This is a genomic window from Paenibacillus amylolyticus (assembly GCF_050990605.1).
Lineage (GTDB): Bacteria > Bacillota > Bacilli > Paenibacillales > Paenibacillaceae > Paenibacillus > Paenibacillus amylolyticus_H.
In genome coordinates, this window is sequence record NZ_CP158832.1 from 2,831,463 (window position 1) to 2,847,588 (window position 16,126).

Below are 16,126 nucleotides of genomic sequence, written 5' to 3' on the forward strand. Positions count from 1 at the left end.
TCAAGGGAGCGGTGATCATGACCACTAAGACGGAGAAACAAAAAATGCTGGATGGCGAGTTGTATATGGCTTCAGATCTCGAATTGTCTCAGGACAGGGAATACGCAAGGAAAATGACGCGAATATTCAATCAAACGACAGAAACAGACGGTGCACTTCGCATCAAGTTATTGAAGGAATTGTTGGGAACTACCGGGGAACACTTGAGCATGGAACCTAATATCTATGTGGATTATGGATATAACATTCATGTGGGTAACCATTTCTATGCCAATTTTAACTGTACGATATTAGATGTGTGTGAAGTTCGTATTGGAGATTATTGCTTAATGGGACCGGATGTACATATCTATACGGCTACTCATCCACTCCATCCGCATGAACGTAATACGGGTGCAGAGTATGGCAAGTCAGTCACGATAGGAAACAATGTGTGGATTGGTGGTAGAGCCGTTATTAATCCAGGAGTTACAATAGGGGATAACGTCGTTATTGCTTCTGGGTCGGTGGTTACGAAGGATGTACCGGATAATATGATCGTGGGCGGCAATCCTGCTAGAATCATTAGAGAGATAGAGCTTTAACTTATTGACAGATTGAAGACGGGAAGCGGTGGGGAATAGTATTTAGCCAATGACAAAGCCCGATGTTTATCATCGGGTGTTTTAATAAAATCCCCCCACAGAACACATGCCAAAGTATCGTATAATCGACACTTTTTCATGTGATTTGCTGGGGGATAGAAGGATGTATCTGTTAGATGTATATTTGCTAAAAAACCTTAAGGCTGCAAGCTTTTTCCGTTACTGCTGATCACTTCTTTGTACCAATGGAAGGATTTTTTACGGTAACGTTCGAGTGTTCCTGATCCATCGTCATGACGATCAACATAGATATAGCCATACCGTTTTTTCAACTGGGCAGAAGACGCACTGACCACATCAATACAGCCCCATGAGGTATAACCCATGATCTCCACACCATCTTCAATGGCTTCGCCAACCTGAACCAGATGATCGTTCAAATACTTGATCCGGTAGTCATCCTCAACCGTTTTTTCGCCATCCGCACCGGTGATCAACTCATCCACTGCTCCAAGGCCATTTTCCACAATGAACAGCGGCTTCTGGTAACGGTCATAGAACATATTGAGTACATAACGCAATCCTTGCGGATCAATCTGCCAACCCCACTCACTTGCATCCAGATATGGATTAGGGTAACCACCAAGCAAATTCCCTTCACCGGCAATCTGTTTAGCTGGATCAGCAGTCTGACACAGGCTCATATAGTAGCTGAAGGAGATAAAGTCTACCGTATGAAGCAGCATTTCTTCGTCGCCATCTTCCATATGAATCTGAATTCCGTTCTCACGGAAGTAGCGTTTCATGTATCCTGGGTAGCGGCCTCTAACATGCACATCACCGAAGAAATAATTGCTATGTTCGAATTCCATTACCTGGATCATGTCGTCTGGATGCGGCGTCAGTGGATACGTTGGCATGCTGAGCATCATACAACCAATCTGAGCATCGGGAATAATCTCATGACAGAGTTTAACGGCAGAAGCACTGGCTACAAATTCATGGTGAATGGCTTGATAGAGATCCTGCTTGCTCAGTTTCTCTTTGAGTGTGTATATACCTCCGCTCATGAATGGTTCTTCAAGAATGGAATTGATTTCATTGAAAGTCAGCCAGTATTTCACCTTGTTCTTATACCGATTGAAGACGGTAGTTGCATACCGCTCATAGAAACCAACCATCTTCCGGTTTACCCAGCCGTCGTATTCTTTGGACAGATGAAGAGGGGTCTCGTAATGGGACAACGTAACCAATGGCTCAATTCCATACTTATGGCATTCGTCAAAGAGGTTGTCGTAGAATTGCAATCCTTCTTCATTCGGTTCGAGCTCGTCACCTTTCGGGAAGATTCGGGACCAGGCGATGGATGTACGGAACACTTTGAAGCCCATCTCTGCAAACAGTTTCACATCTTCCTTGTAGCGATGATACAGATCAATGCCGATCAGTTTCATATTATCTTCGGTGGGTTCTTCCGTAATTGGCCCCATGATACCTTTAGGAGCTACATCCTGCGTAGATAATCCTTTGCCGCCTTGATTGTATGCACCCTCAGCCTGATTGGCTGCAATTGCGCCACCCCACAGGAAATTTTCCGGGAATTGATATTGATTCAGAGCTTTGCTCATGTGTATCGCTCCATTCGTCTTATTTTTCTATTCACTATGCTTGGCATAAGAAAAGCTTAAACGTTGTAACGGGTTACACGTCAAGTTTTACTTTCAACCCCAATCTAAGGCATACTATTATTCTAAAGTTCGTTAACAAGAAGGGAGTCTCCGATGTCCAAGTTCGATGAAATTATGAAACGATCTGGTTACTCAAGAGCGACAGTGTCGAGAGTAATCAATCATTCCCCACATGTTAGTGACGAAGCAAGACATATCATAACGAATATTATGAAGGAGTTAAATTATATTCCGAACCGGAATGCAGTATCATTATCTACAGGCAAGACCAAACAAATTGGCATCATAACGTCAACCATTGACGATCTCAGTCTCACCTTCATGAATCAGTTTATGGAAACAGCGATGGATTTCGGGTTTCAGACGATCGTCTATACTTCCCGTGGAAATAAGGAAATTGAATTACAAGGATTTGAAGATCTGCGTAGCAAGCGGGTGGATGGACTCCTAATTGTTACCTGTGTTAATGATCCTCGGAAATTAAAAGCGTATATGGAATACGGCCCGATTGTCTCCTGGCAGCGAATGGGGAACGACGAGATTCCGTCTGTCGCGATGGATCAGGCAGAAGGGTATAAGTTAGCTCTGGAGCATCTGGTATCAAGAGGATACAATCGAATTGCCAATGCATTTGGCAGGGCTGAAAGTCTGAATACCCAGAGCCGCCGTAAAGCCTATGAATCTTTCATGAAGAGCAGAGGTATGGCTGTGTGGACTGAAGCGTATCAATATTCGATATTTAGCTCCTCCGATGGCGAAGAAGCGATGCAAAGAATGACTGAGGAGCCAGAACTTCCACAGGCCGTATTATGTTCGAATGATTATGCAGCCATTGGCATTCTGAGTGAAGCACGGAGACGGAATATTCAGGTACCGGAACAACTCGCCATTGTGGGGTTTGATGATATCGAGCTTTCCCGTGTTCTTGGAATCACGACCATACACAATCCGATTGCGGAGCAAGCTACCCAGGCTTTCCATCACTTGTGGGCTGTATTGGGTAAAACAGAGTTGAAGACAGAGCAGCTAACATACCAGCTGATTGAGCGTGAGACGACTTGAATCCGTAAGGCCGAAAAGGGAAATCTGGTTTTATGGATTCAATAATTATTCAAATTTGAAGCATCTTCGAATCGGACACATACGTTATACTGAAGATGAGCTTCAGAACGACAGATCTGTACGGAGATGTGGCGTGAGGTGCATGTATCATGTTACAAGTTACATATTTCACAAACGATTAGCGGGAAAGGTGAGAATGGACTTTATGAAGACAGTGACAGGCCGATTCAGAATTGCGGGCATATGGGAGGGTGTATCCTTACTTCTGTTGATTTTTATTGCTATGCCTCTGAAATATTTTGCAGATATCTCTTCCGCTGTAGCCGTAATGGGCATGATTCATGGTATTTTGTTTCCTTTATACCTTATTGCGCTAGTACATTTGGCTCTGGTCAAAAAGTGGAAGATAACACGCTGGTTAATGGGTGGACTCGCCGGTCTACTGCCGTTTGGAACTTTTGTATTTGAATCTTATCTTCGGAAGAGAAATTGGAAATAAAAATCAATATAAATGGTGATATATTCCATTTGATTCTAACGCACCAAGGCTATACTTGAAAAGAAGAAGTTTAAATGAGCAAGCTATTGAATGACTGAAAGGGTTGAGCTTATATGAAAGATATTTATGAGTTAACATCCATAGAAATGGTTGAAGAAGCTATTCAACAACATAAATTGGTTTTTTTGTATGTATCTCGTCCAGAGTGCAGTGTATGTCACGCTTTACTCCCAAAGATCAGGGCGTTGCTTGAACCTTATCCAGCAATATACCTGGGTCACATTAATGCTAATGAAGTGGAAGATGTTGCGTCCAAGTTTCTTATTTTTACTGTTCCAACCATGCTCATGATAGTGGAGCAGAAAGAGTACATTCGAGAGGATCGTTTTGTTCGCTTGGAACGTCTGGAAGAGCAATTGCAACAGATTTACTCGATGTGATGTCTGAACTCACAAATTAAAGTGTTGCCATGAAAACGGTTTTATGATAATTTAAACATTATAAAAACGTTTTTATAGCAAAGGAACAAAACTTATGGCAAAAATAACGATCAAAGATGTAGCAAGGGAAGCTGGGGTATCCATATCTACAGTCTCCAACGCTTTAAATGGTGTAGATGTCTTGAATCCGGAGACAAAATCACATGTTCTCAAAGTGGCAGAGCGGTTAAATTATGTTCCCAACCTGAATGGCAAGCTGTTGAAGTCCGGTCAAACCAAAATGCTCGGTTTTTTCACCACAAGTGTATCGGGTCCGTATTTCTATAAGCTGGTCGAGTCGATGTCTCGTGAATGTGATCGTCTTGGATATGGTTTGAATGTATTTGTGACCAAGGATAAACACGTTATTATGAGTAATATTCTGGGTCGGCGGGTGGATGGTGTCATTATCTACGAAGAGCTTCGGATCGATGAGCAAGATATTATCGCCATGGAGAAAGACAAGATCAAGGCTGTTTTTCTGGATCGGGTCTATCAGAGCGATACGATGGGAAGTGTCATTTTTGACTCGTATGTGGCTGCTTACGAAGCAACCAAGTATTTAATTGGACTGGGGCACAAGAAAATTGCTTATATTTCGGGCGTGGACACGATGTTTGACAGTGTGCAGCGTAGAGATGGCTATCTGGCTGCTTTGAGGGAGTACCAGCTTCCAATCGATGAAGATTACATTATACAAGGGTACTTTGAGGAGGAGAGCACGTATAGTGCGATAAAATCTTTTCTTCATTTGCACCCCGGCAAGCGGCCTGATGCATTTCTTGCAGGGAATGACTTGAGTGCAATTGGCTGTATGCATGCGTTGAAATCTGAGGGTTTTGAAGTACCTCAAGATGTTAGTGTCGTGGGTTTTGACGATATTGATATTGCACAGTATTTTTCTCCACCGCTCACAACGGTAAGAAATCAAATTGCAAGACAGGGGATCCTGGCAATCAATCAACTGGTGGGTATGATCAAGGAGAAAGAACAAGGGGCTGCACAGAAATTGGCGGGTGAGCTGGTGGTTAGAGGTTCAAGCCATGTGAAGATCGACCGGAAAGACTATCGTACAAATATGTTCGACTGAAAAGATTTACACTGCCACTCCGATGACAGAACAACCTTCCGATCGCTGTTATCCCCAGATTTTTTTGAATTCCTTATATGAAGGAGAAAATCCAGGGATAAAGGCGAACACTTCGCTTCTTCTGGTTGTTTCTGTCCTCTTCGTTCTTGTGTAAAAGTACAGTTAAACATATATAGATGTGAGCAAAAGGGGGTTTTTATGGCGAAAAATAAAAACGTTTTTATAATAAATGTAAGGCGGAGGGGAGTAAAAAACGTGGATAAATTAGCCGTAGAGACATCAACCGGTAAAAATGCGATCAGTCCCAATGGGAAGAAACCCATCGGACAACGGATTAAAGAATTCATAGTCGATTATCGGAGACAATGGGAGATTCAATCGATGATTATCCCTGGCATTATCTTTATGATTATTTTCTGTTATATCCCGATCTACGGATTGACGATTGCTTTCAAAAATTACACGGTCATTGATACGCTGGCCACTGCTCCTTGGGTGGGGCTGGATAATTTCAGAATCATTTTGTCAGACAAATACTTCTGGGATGCCGTTGTTAATACACTGGGGATCAGCTTTTTGAAACTGGGGATTGGGTTTGTCATTCCGATTATTCTCGCGATCATGATCTACGAGTTAAACAGCGGACGCTTCAAAAAGTTCGTGCAAACGGTTTCATACTTACCTCACTTTTTGTCCTGGATCGTACTTGGGGGAATGCTGATCACCTGGTTTTCAACAACGGGGTTATTTAATCAGTTGTTGCTTAGTCTGGGAGTGATCTCGCAACCGCAGAACATTTTGCTGGATGCAGGCAAGTATTGGTGGATTGCTACCTTATCGGATATCTGGAAAGAGGCAGGTTGGGGAACCATTCTGTATTTGGCGATTATGGCAAAGATTGATCCTACGTATTATGAAGCTGCCAAAATCGATGGTGCAAGCCGTCTCAGACAGATCTGGAATATCACATTGCCTAACATGAGATCCATCATCAGCCTAAATCTGATTCTAACTGTAAGCGGTTTATTGGGATCCAATCTGGATCAGACCCTGGTTCTCATGAACTCCCAAAACCGCGATAAAGCGGAAGTGATTAACTCGTATGTCTATCGTATGGGGATGTCACAGGGTGACTTTTCATATGCAACGGCCGTTGGCTTGGGTGTCTCAATCATCTCTGTCATTCTGCTCGTTACGGCGAACAAAATCACAAGCAAATTAAACGATAATCAATCTGTGTTGTAAGAAGGAGGCATCCCGCGTGAATGGAAAGGTGGCAAAAGAAGATCTCGATAGTCGGATCTTTGATACGTTAAACAGGATATTGCTAATCATCTGTACAATCGTTATTCTGGTTCCGCTCTGGAATGTCATCATCTCTTCCTTTAGTTCAGGCAAAGCGTTAGCGGAAGGTGGATTCATCTTCTGGTCACCGGAATTCTCGCTGGAGAATTACAGAGCGGTATTCAACGATCAGGGGATCTGGCAGGCCTTCTTCATATCGGTGTCCAAAACAACGATTGGTGTTGTTACACATGTGTTCTTCTGTGCCATGGTTGGATACGGTTTGAGCAAAAAGTACATAAGAGGCCGTAAATTATACGTTGCCATGGGTGTTATTACAATGTTCTTCTCGGGCGGCATGATCCCGACATACCTGTTAATCAAATCACTTGGATTATTAAACAGCTTCTGGGTGTACATTATTCCGGCGTTGTTCAGCTTCTATGATGTCGTGATTCTGATGAATTTCTTCCGGAATGTCCCGGATTCCCTGGAAGAATCGGCCAAGATTGACGGTGCAGGGGATTGGCATATTTTCCTGAAAATCTTCATTCCACTCTCCATGCCTGCCATGGCTACAATTGCGCTATTTAATGGGGTGGGGCAATGGAACGACTTCATGACAACCAAGTTATACATTACCGATCAGTCACTGTATCCACTCCAGATGATGTTGTACGAGATTATCGTTCAGTCCCAGACACAATCAATGCAAAATGTCGGGGGTTCGGCTGTTATTGAAACAACGACCAAAGGCGTGCAGTTAGCCACCATTGTCATAACCACATTACCTATTGTACTGATCTATCCCATCGTTCAGAGATACTTTATCTCGGGAATGATGCTCGGAGCGGTCAAGGAATAGGCGCAACACACACCCCATTTTGAGGAGGAACCAAAACATGTTGAAGTTGAACAAGGCATCAGGAAAAAAAGGGATTAAATTGCTCGCAACACTGCTCACAGCCGTAATTATGATTACAGGTTGCAGCGGTGGATCGGGGGGCTCCAGTGAAGGCAACTGGGTGTCCATAGAAGATCGTTATACGGTAGACCCGGAAAAGCCGGCTTGGCAGTTGGATAAAAAAGAAGAGGCTACCGATCTGACCTGGTACGTCAATGCAGACTGGTGGAACACCGATTTTGGCAAGGACATTGTCACCAAGAAAATCAAAGAGGATCTGAACATCAATATTAAATTCATCACGGGTGATGATACCAAGTTAAATACCTTTTTCGCAGGTGGAGATATGCCTGACTTGCTGACCGTATTTGACTCCAATTCTCCTGTGGTACAAAAAGCTGCAACCTGGGCGATGCCGCTGAACGATCTGGCTGAAAAATATGATCCTTACTTCAATAAAGTTGCGGCTGCCGATACATTGAACTGGTTCCAGTTGGCGGATGGTAAAACCTATGGTTACCCGAACTATTCCAATACACAGGAGGATTATGATAGCGGTAACATTCCTGCCAAAACGGCATTTATCATTCGTAAGGACGTGTACGAAGCTTTGGGTAGTCCGGTCATTGGAACGCCAGAGGAATTCCAGAGTGTGATGAAACGAATTAAGCAGGAGTTTCCTGCGCTGATACCGTTTGGATTCAACTCCATTGGTGAAGGAACGGGTTCACTCGGGGATACATTGCAAGATTTCATCGGCGTCCCGCTGGAGACCGAATCAGGAGAATTCTATGATCGCAATCTGGATGAAGATTACCTCGCATGGTTGAAAACGTTGAACACCGTGTACCGAGATGGCAATATCAGTGATGACAGTTTTGCCGATGATGGGACGGCTTTTGAGGAAAAAGTGAAGTCCGGTAAATATGCAACCATGCTGCTTGACGGTACACCTCAACAAGGAGGAAACCTGCAAATCTACATGAGTGCCAATCCAGGCAAAGAATATGTTGCTATCGATGGACCGCAGAGCACCAAAGGCAATGCACCAACATTGAATCAATCCGGAATAACCGGGTGGATGATTAATTTCATTTCCAAGGACTGTAAAGATCCGGCCAAGGCCATTCAGATATTCACATACTTGCTGAGTGAAGAAGGACAGACGCTAATGAATTACGGAATCGAGGGGGAAACCTACCAAACCAAAGCCGACGGTAGTGTAGAATTATTGCCAGCAGTGAAAGACATGCAACTGAATAACGCAGATCAATTCAAAAAGGATTATCGGATGGGTGAATTTATGTTCTTCGGTCATGACCGCCACAAAGCACTCAGTGCAGATGCTTTTCCGGAAGCGATTAAACAGATGCAGGAGTGGGGCAAAGGCAAGCTGAAACCACACTTCATTCTGGAGAATATTAGCCCGGATCAAGGTACACCTGAAGCTCGTGCGTTGTCAGCAATCAATACGAAGTGGAATACAACACTGGTCAGTATGGTACGTTCCAAGGATGATGCCTCGTATGACAATGCACTGGCTGCTTACAAGTCATTTTTAGGTGAGAACCGTTGGGAAGAGATTGTGAAGGTACGCAGTGAAAAGATGAAACTGAACAAAGAGAAACTGGGCATCCAATAATAGAAATACAAAGGAGAATCCTATGACTACATTCAAAATGTACAAATCAACAGGAGAAGATGAATTATTCGTACCCGTGTCCTCGGATCAATTGTTACCTCATGACCCTGATCTTGAGACAACGACCGTTCTTCTGGATGATCAGCTAACGTATCAGGAGATGGACGGATTTGGTGCTTCTTTTACCGATTCTTCCGCTTATCTGATTAATCAAATCTTGAATGAGGAGCAGCGGGATGAGCTCATGTCCCGGCTGTTCCATCCGGAGAAAGGGATCGGGTTATCAGTCATCCGTAATCCGATGGGCGCTTCGGACTATGCGAGAACGGTATACAGTTATAACGATATGCCAGAACAGCAAACGGACCCGGAACTAACCCAATTCAGCATTGCGCACGATGAAGAGGACGTTATTCCTTTAACGCAAAAGGCGTTGGCATTGAATCCTGAACTGAAGCTGTTTGCTTCACCATGGAGTGCACCCGGCTGGATGAAAACGAGTGGCTCCATGATTACCGGACAATTGAAGTCGGAATGGTATCCCGTGTATGCCGAATATTTTGTGAAATACATTCAAGCGTATACAGCGCATGGATTACCGATCCATGCCATCACACCACAGAATGAGGCGCTTTATGAACCGGGACATTATCCTAGTATGTTGATGCCAGCCGAAGCGCAAGCAGATTTTATCAAAAATCATCTTAAACCAGCCTTTGTGCAAAACGATATACAAACCAAGATTCTCTGTTACGATCACAACTGGGACCAACCGGACTATCCCCTGACCGTACTTGAACAAGCGGGAGAGGAAGTAGATGGCGTAGCCTGGCATTGGTATGGGGGTGATGCATCTGCTCAAACGAAGGTATACGAAGCCTTTGCAGGCAAAGAAGTGCATTTCACCGAAGGCTCAGGAGGGGAGTGGATCCCGCCATTTGAACAGGCTTTCTCGAATGTGATGAGAACGGGGATTCAGATTCTGCGCAATTACAGCAAGTCGTTGGTACTTTGGAATATGGCACTGGACGAGAACAATGGGCCAACCGTTCCGGGATTTGGCCGCAGTACGTGTCGTGGGATCGTTCAGGTGAATCAGCAAACCAAGGAACTTACGTATACACTTGATTATTATGCCCTGGCACATTTTAGTGCTTTGATCCGTCCCAAGGCTGTTCGGATTGAATCAACGTCCAGTGATGATGGAATTTATTCTGTGGCTTTTAAAAATCTCGATGGTTCCGTAGCATTAGTCCTCTTCAATGACGGGGAGAAGACAGACAACGTAGAGGTTAAGCTGTGCGAGAATGTGTTGGTGAAGTTCCAGCTTGAAAGTAAGAGTGTCTTATCCGTATTGATCACAGATGTATAAATCGAAGAATTTAAACTAGGCTTTATCAGAAAAGAAAACAAAAGAAGCGATATCCGGAGTGTAGACGGGTATCGCTTCTTTTGGTGATATTGCCTGTGGATGGATCGCATTATACCGGCTGAATGGCAAGATGGGGTGTTCCACTGCTCTCATCAACGAACAGAATATATTGGTTGCCAGCGGTTCCTGTTAAGACCAGACCGGGTTGACCTGCAACACCAGGATTGTAATATCTGAACTGTTGTAGAGTTGGCAGAGACACGGGAAGAGTAGGCTGATTGAGTGCCATTAATTGTGTAGTAGCCTTAACGCTATCTCCAGCTTGGATTACTCCGCCTACACCCAAATGATTGACAATCGAGGAGCTCGCGTTGATTTGCAGGCTGCCTGCTATGGTCTGACTGCCATTGACATTTAGATGGACACCAACGGTTTGATTACCATTAACCTGTAAATCCTGATTTATCGTCTGATTGCCGGTGACAAGAATACTATCAAATGTTGGCAATGACATCATCTCCTATATAGTATTCTTATATTCTATGAGGACAAGATTTGAACCGACCCGGGTGACCACACATTATATGTACGAGATAAAGCCCGTTTTGCGATGAAGAGCGAGTGAAGCGGTCAATAGAAGAAACCATGCCACGATTTTGTGCATATTGTAGGCAGAGGATGTTTTCGTATGGAACGGGAGGGTTTGTTATCCGAAAGAAGTCAAAAATGCAGGTGAAGTCCATAAAAAAGAATCGTTCAGTTCATGATGCAAACCAGTTATTTCTGAGACAGATGCATGCCGTACTGAACAGAAAACTCAAATCCATGCGCAAACACATGGCAGTACAGCAGTTGGATCTCAAGCAACAATGGTTGAAAATGATGCAGGAGGAACATGCATCTAGCCGAGTAAAGTCCAAAGTGTTCTATAAGGAGTTAAATGTGCTTCTGATTACACCGTGTAATGACCGGGAGATGTCATCACACTGTGTACTGATTGAACAAAGCCTTAAACATCTCGTGAGGCATGTAAATGAGATTAAATATATAGAATCCGTCTCAGCCAGTCTGTCTGCTATGGAGGTTGACCTGATTCTGATTGTTGGAAGTGATGAACAATTGCCAAATGAGAATATTACAGCGTTAAAAACATCAACCGCCAAAAAAGTAATCTGGTTGTCTCCGAATCAAACTGGAAGTCAAAGCGATGCCATGCTGCCGTGGTTGGATCACGTGTTTGTGCAGAATTCATGGTCAATGAGTGACCCTCAGCCACATCTGGCAGGCTCTGCTCGGTATGAACTGTTCATGCCGCCTGATCCCCATATATTCTGTCCGCAAACTGTTCCCCTGGAGTACGAATCAGATGTTTATATCATCGGAGATGCGGAACCGGATAGTATCCTAACGACTTTTGCCACATCCGGTCTTCTGAATGACAAAATAGTTCGGGTGGATGGGAAGGGTTGGACTCAGTTTGGAGATTTCTACCCAGTTCACAGTCATGAAGCTCGCCAGATGCTGTATAACGGAAGCAAAATCGTTATTCATAGTGGAGAATCGATCAAACACGTGATGGAAATTGCCACATGTGGGACGTTTCAGCTCATAGGGCCATCGGCGAATCAAAGTAACGTGGTAGACCTTAATATTTTCCAACAATTCACCTCCTGCGAAGAACTCATTCAGAAGTTTGAACATTACTGGCAGAGTATTGATGCAAGAAGACTGGCAGCCAGTCATGCCTTGGCATACATGAAATACAATCAGTCCCATCTGCAAAAAACACTGCGACTGCTGGATATCATTTTTATATAAACCATCAAAAATCACAGGCGTGCAGGCTGCATTATGTTGCTGCATTGGAGGCGTTCAGATTGAAGGTTATTGCTCTGCATCTACCCCAATTTCACCGGATTGAGGAGAATGACCGTTGGTGGGGGGACGGTTTTACAGAATGGACCAATGTAAAAAAAGCCACTCCTTTATACTCGGGTCACCATCAGCCTAACCAGCCATTTCAGGGGAACTATTATGATCTTTCCGATCCAGATGTACGAAAGTGGCAAGCAGAAACAGCCAAACATCATGGCGTTTATGGATTCTGTTATTATCATTATTGGTTCAAAGGTAAACGTTTATTGGAAAAACCGGTTGATGAAATATTGAACAGTGGGGAGCCTGATTTTCCATTTTGTTTGTCTTGGGCCAATGAAACATGGACAAGAAAATGGGATGGGCAGGAATCCGATATTCTCATGGCCCAGAACTATGGGGATCAAGATGATTGGGAAGAACATTTTAATTATTTGGTTAAGGTATTTAAGGACAAACGATATATTCGAGTGGAAGGTAAGCCGTTGTTTCTGATCTATCGGCCAGCCAGTATTCCTCAATGCGAGGAAATGATTCAGTTTTGGCGTGAATTGGCTTTGAAGCACGGCTTGAAAGGGATCCATTTTGTGCAGACCATTGGCGGGTTCCCTACATGTAATCATCAGATCTTTGATGCAAGCATGGAATTCGAACCGCATTACACGTTTGCACATGGACATATGAATGGAATCTGGATCGAAATGAACATCAAGGGACAGCAGCATATTGCTGTGAATTACGACAAGGTATGGTCCTCCATTCTCGAACGAACACCACACCGTAACGGAGAAATTGTCTATCCAGGTGCTTTTGTCAATTGGGATAATACCCCGCGGAGAGGTGTTGATGGACAGAGTACGCTTGGTTCTACCCCAGAGAAGTTTGGGCTGTATCTGTCCAGACAGATGGAACGAGCGAGGACGCTGTACAAAAGTGAATATCTTTTTGTTAACGCCTGGAATGAGTGGGCGGAAGGGGCATATCTTGAGCCTGATCAAAACTATGGTTACGCTTATTTGAGAGAACTCAAGAAAGTAACTCAGCACGAACTATCGAACAGAAACAAGTCTGTGGGAGGGAGTTCCGAATGAGGGAACTCTCTCTGATTTGAGCTTATTTATAGACTATGTTTCGTTGTCAGTACCGTTTTTTGTTTGCGGTATTCCGTTGGCGTGAGCCCTGTGTGCTTTTTGAACTGTCTGGAGAAATAGTACAAATCACTAAAACCCAGATGTTCGGCGATGGCAGTTATTGTGTTCGGGGTGCAGGCCAGCAACTCCTTGGCCTTATCGATTTTTTTACCAGCAATATAGAGGATCGGAGGAACTCCGATCTGCTGCTTGAAGAATCGAATGAAATAATTTGGATGCATGTAGGCGATCTGGGCCAGATCCTGAACCGAAATATTCTCTTCGATGTTGGAATCAATATAAGCCAGAATGGTGGACAGTTTCTCCATGACAGGAACGTTAATAAAAGAAATCTGATCCAGATCCAGATTCATCAAATAGTGGGATAGTAACTCGGTCAGTTTGCTCTTGGCCATCATATGGGCATAGACTTCATCGGATTTTGCATATGTAAGGATACTGCTGAAGATTGCTTGAATCAACTCAGGTTGATCTATCGTACAGATGTGTGGGAATTTAAGAATTTGAAACAAATTGATTCCCCCAACCTTCGCGCTAAAGTGACACCAATATTTGAGAAAAGGCCGGTCATTTATGGCAGAGTAGGACTGTTTGATCCCCTCTGGCATTAAAATAAGCTGATTAGGCGCAGGATAATACTCCTCATTCCCAATTTTGAGCCAACCTTCACCTTCGCATATGAAATAAAACTTGCTGTAATCGGGCGTGTAATCCAGATCCTTCCAATCCGTATCGCACCGATTGTAATTGACCATGAATAATTCGACTTGGAGATTAGACAGGTAGTTCGTAAGCAAAGTTTGATGATTCATACTTTTCATCTCCATACAAGGTTATTATTGTCCATCTAAAAGTTAGTGTTCTGCATGTTTATCCTTCGGTCGTAACACTACAATACAACTACAGACGATAACAGAAGGGATGACAACATCACATGGACAAAAACGAATATTTGCAACAGATCGAAGCAACGATTGAGAGCGGTAGATTCAAGGACAACTGGAGTTCGCTTAGCGCTTTTCAAGTTCCCGAATGGTACCCCAAAGCGAAATTCGGCATATTCATCCATTGGGGACTGTATTCTGTACCGGCCTATGATAGCGAATGGTATTCGCGAAATATGTACATACAAGGCACAAAAGCTTATGAACATCACCTTGCGGTGTATGGACCCCATAAGGAGTTTGGATATAAAGACTTCATTCCAATGTTTCGTGCAGAGAAGTTTGATGCAGACGAATGGGCAACGTTATTCAAACAGGCTGGAGCCAGATATGTTATGCCCGTGGCTGAGCATCATGATGGATTTCAGATGTACAAGAGCTCTATCTCTCACTATAACACATATGAAATGGGCCCCAAACGGGATCTTCTGGGTGAGATGAAGGTTGCGTATGAGAAGCAGGGGCTGACCTTATGTGTATCGTCTCACCGCGCGGAGCACTGGTTCTTCATGTCTCACGGGAAGGAATTTGATTCAGATATTAAGGAACCCCTGGAGCGCGGGGATTTCTATTGGCCAGCCATGCCTGAGCCGGATCATCATGATCTGTATGGTTCGCCTCCAACCGAGGAGTATCTGGAAGACTGGTTGATTCGATGCTGTGAACTGGTGGATCAATATCAGCCGAAGGTCTTCTATTTCGATTGGTGGATTCAAACGGTTGCGTTCAAACCCTATCTTAAAAAATTTGCAGCCTATTATTATAACAAAGGTGAAGAATGGGGCGTGCCTGTAGCTATCAATTATAAACATGAGGCTTATATGTTTGGAAGTGCCGTTCCGGATGTGGAGCGGGGACAGTTCGCTGAGCTTAAGCCTTATTTCTGGCAGACCGATACGGCTGTCGCTAAAAACTCATGGTGTTATACGGAAAATAATAACTATAAAACGGCTGAGGAGATCATTCGGGATCTCGTCGATATTGTAAGCAAAAACGGGAATTTGCTGCTGAACATTGGACCAAAAGCAGACGGCAGCATACCGGAAGAAGATCGCGACATTTTGCTGAGCATTGGCAAGTGGCTGGAAGTGAATGGGGAAGCGATCTATGATACATCATTCTGGCGGACGTTTGGCGAAGGTCCAACAGAGGTGAAGGAAGGGCAATTCACGGATGGAGATACGAAGATATTTACAAGTGAAGATATACGGTTTACGTTAAAAGATAGCAGTCTGTATGCCACGGTTCTTGCCTACCCGGATAACGGAGTGATCCACATTAAATCGCTGAAGAAAGATTCTCATCATTTTCAAGGCATCATTAAGAACATCGAAGTTTTGGGTTTCGAGGATAAACCCGAATGGATAAGAACAGAAGATGCTCTGACCATTACAACAACAAAAGTGCAAAGCAAATCACCTGTGGTTTTTAGGATAGAATTGGATTAAGGGATGAAGGAACCAGGTTAATTGTTACTACAGTTAATATGAAAAGGGCGCATCCAGGAGTATTATTACTCACCGGATAGCGCTCTTTGGTTTGCTTCAAGTTC

General features: G+C 43.8%; 15 protein-coding genes. 12 read left to right on the forward strand and 3 right to left on the reverse strand.

Annotated elements, in window-relative coordinates; all coding sequences use genetic code 11:
* Positions 1-17 precede the first annotated feature (17 nt).
* Complete coding sequence (locus ABTV53_RS12900; protein ID WP_433753424.1) at positions 18-584, forward strand: sugar O-acetyltransferase; 567 nt, start codon at positions 18-20, stop codon at positions 582-584.
* A 197-nt stretch (positions 585-781) separates the two neighbouring features.
* Here ABTV53_RS12900 and ABTV53_RS12905 read toward each other — a convergent pair whose 3' ends face one another.
* Complete coding sequence (locus ABTV53_RS12905) at positions 782-2,212, reverse strand: glycoside hydrolase family 1 protein (RefSeq protein ID WP_433753426.1); 1,431 nt, start codon at positions 2,210-2,212, stop codon at positions 782-784.
* A 153-nt stretch (positions 2,213-2,365) separates the two neighbouring features.
* Here ABTV53_RS12905 and ABTV53_RS12910 point away from each other — a divergent pair, with 153 nt between their 5' ends.
* From ABTV53_RS12910 to ABTV53_RS12945, 8 genes are all read left to right on the forward strand, one after another.
* A complete protein-coding gene (locus tag ABTV53_RS12910) occupies positions 2,366-3,334 on the forward strand; it encodes a LacI family DNA-binding transcriptional regulator (RefSeq protein ID WP_433753427.1) in 969 nt (322 codons plus the stop codon).
* Between the two features lie 205 nt (positions 3,335-3,539).
* Positions 3,540-3,833, forward strand: coding sequence for a DUF3817 domain-containing protein (locus ABTV53_RS12915; protein ID WP_076212121.1), 294 nt, complete (start codon positions 3,540-3,542; stop codon positions 3,831-3,833).
* A 113-nt stretch (positions 3,834-3,946) separates the two neighbouring features.
* The gene (locus ABTV53_RS12920; RefSeq protein WP_433753429.1) at positions 3,947-4,273 is read left to right on the forward strand and encodes a thioredoxin family protein; all 327 of its coding nucleotides are present in this window, start codon (positions 3,947-3,949) and stop codon (positions 4,271-4,273) included.
* A 94-nt stretch (positions 4,274-4,367) separates the two neighbouring features.
* Positions 4,368-5,402 (forward strand): LacI family DNA-binding transcriptional regulator, encoded by a 1,035-nt coding sequence (locus tag ABTV53_RS12925; RefSeq protein WP_433753431.1) that lies wholly within the window; start codon positions 4,368-4,370, stop codon positions 5,400-5,402.
* Between the two features lie 255 nt (positions 5,403-5,657).
* Complete coding sequence (locus ABTV53_RS12930) at positions 5,658-6,647, forward strand: ABC transporter permease (protein WP_206099103.1); 990 nt, start codon at positions 5,658-5,660, stop codon at positions 6,645-6,647.
* A 16-nt stretch (positions 6,648-6,663) separates the two neighbouring features.
* The gene (locus tag ABTV53_RS12935; protein WP_433753433.1) at positions 6,664-7,551 is read left to right on the forward strand and encodes a carbohydrate ABC transporter permease; all 888 of its coding nucleotides are present in this window, start codon (positions 6,664-6,666) and stop codon (positions 7,549-7,551) included.
* A gap of 37 nt (positions 7,552-7,588) precedes the next feature.
* A complete protein-coding gene (locus ABTV53_RS12940; protein ID WP_433753434.1) occupies positions 7,589-9,232 on the forward strand; it encodes a sugar ABC transporter substrate-binding protein in 1,644 nt (547 codons plus the stop codon).
* 22 nt (positions 9,233-9,254) lie between these two features.
* Positions 9,255-10,604, forward strand: a complete 1,350-nt coding sequence (locus tag ABTV53_RS12945) for a glycoside hydrolase family 30 protein (RefSeq protein WP_433753436.1) — start codon at positions 9,255-9,257, stop codon at positions 10,602-10,604.
* A gap of 109 nt (positions 10,605-10,713) precedes the next feature.
* Here the strand turns inward: ABTV53_RS12945 and ABTV53_RS12950 are convergent, their stop codons facing one another.
* Positions 10,714-11,118, reverse strand: a complete 405-nt coding sequence (locus tag ABTV53_RS12950; protein ID WP_421889274.1) for a hypothetical protein — start codon at positions 11,116-11,118, stop codon at positions 10,714-10,716.
* Between the two features lie 218 nt (positions 11,119-11,336).
* On the opposite strand from ABTV53_RS12950, the gene ABTV53_RS12955 reads away from it, so the two are divergent.
* Positions 11,337-12,422, forward strand: coding sequence for a hypothetical protein (locus ABTV53_RS12955; protein ID WP_433753437.1), 1,086 nt, complete (start codon positions 11,337-11,339; stop codon positions 12,420-12,422).
* A 59-nt stretch (positions 12,423-12,481) separates the two neighbouring features.
* A complete protein-coding gene (locus tag ABTV53_RS12960; protein WP_433753438.1) occupies positions 12,482-13,570 on the forward strand; it encodes a glycosyltransferase WbsX family protein in 1,089 nt (362 codons plus the stop codon).
* 26 nt (positions 13,571-13,596) lie between these two features.
* Here the strand turns inward: ABTV53_RS12960 and ABTV53_RS12965 are convergent, their stop codons facing one another.
* Entirely contained in the window at positions 13,597-14,442 is an 846-nt protein-coding gene (locus ABTV53_RS12965; protein ID WP_433753440.1) for an AraC family transcriptional regulator, read from the reverse strand.
* A 122-nt stretch (positions 14,443-14,564) separates the two neighbouring features.
* Between ABTV53_RS12965 and ABTV53_RS12970 the strand changes: the two genes are divergently transcribed.
* Positions 14,565-16,022, forward strand: a complete 1,458-nt coding sequence (locus ABTV53_RS12970; RefSeq protein WP_433753442.1) for an alpha-L-fucosidase — start codon at positions 14,565-14,567, stop codon at positions 16,020-16,022.
* Positions 16,023-16,126 lie beyond the last annotated feature (104 nt).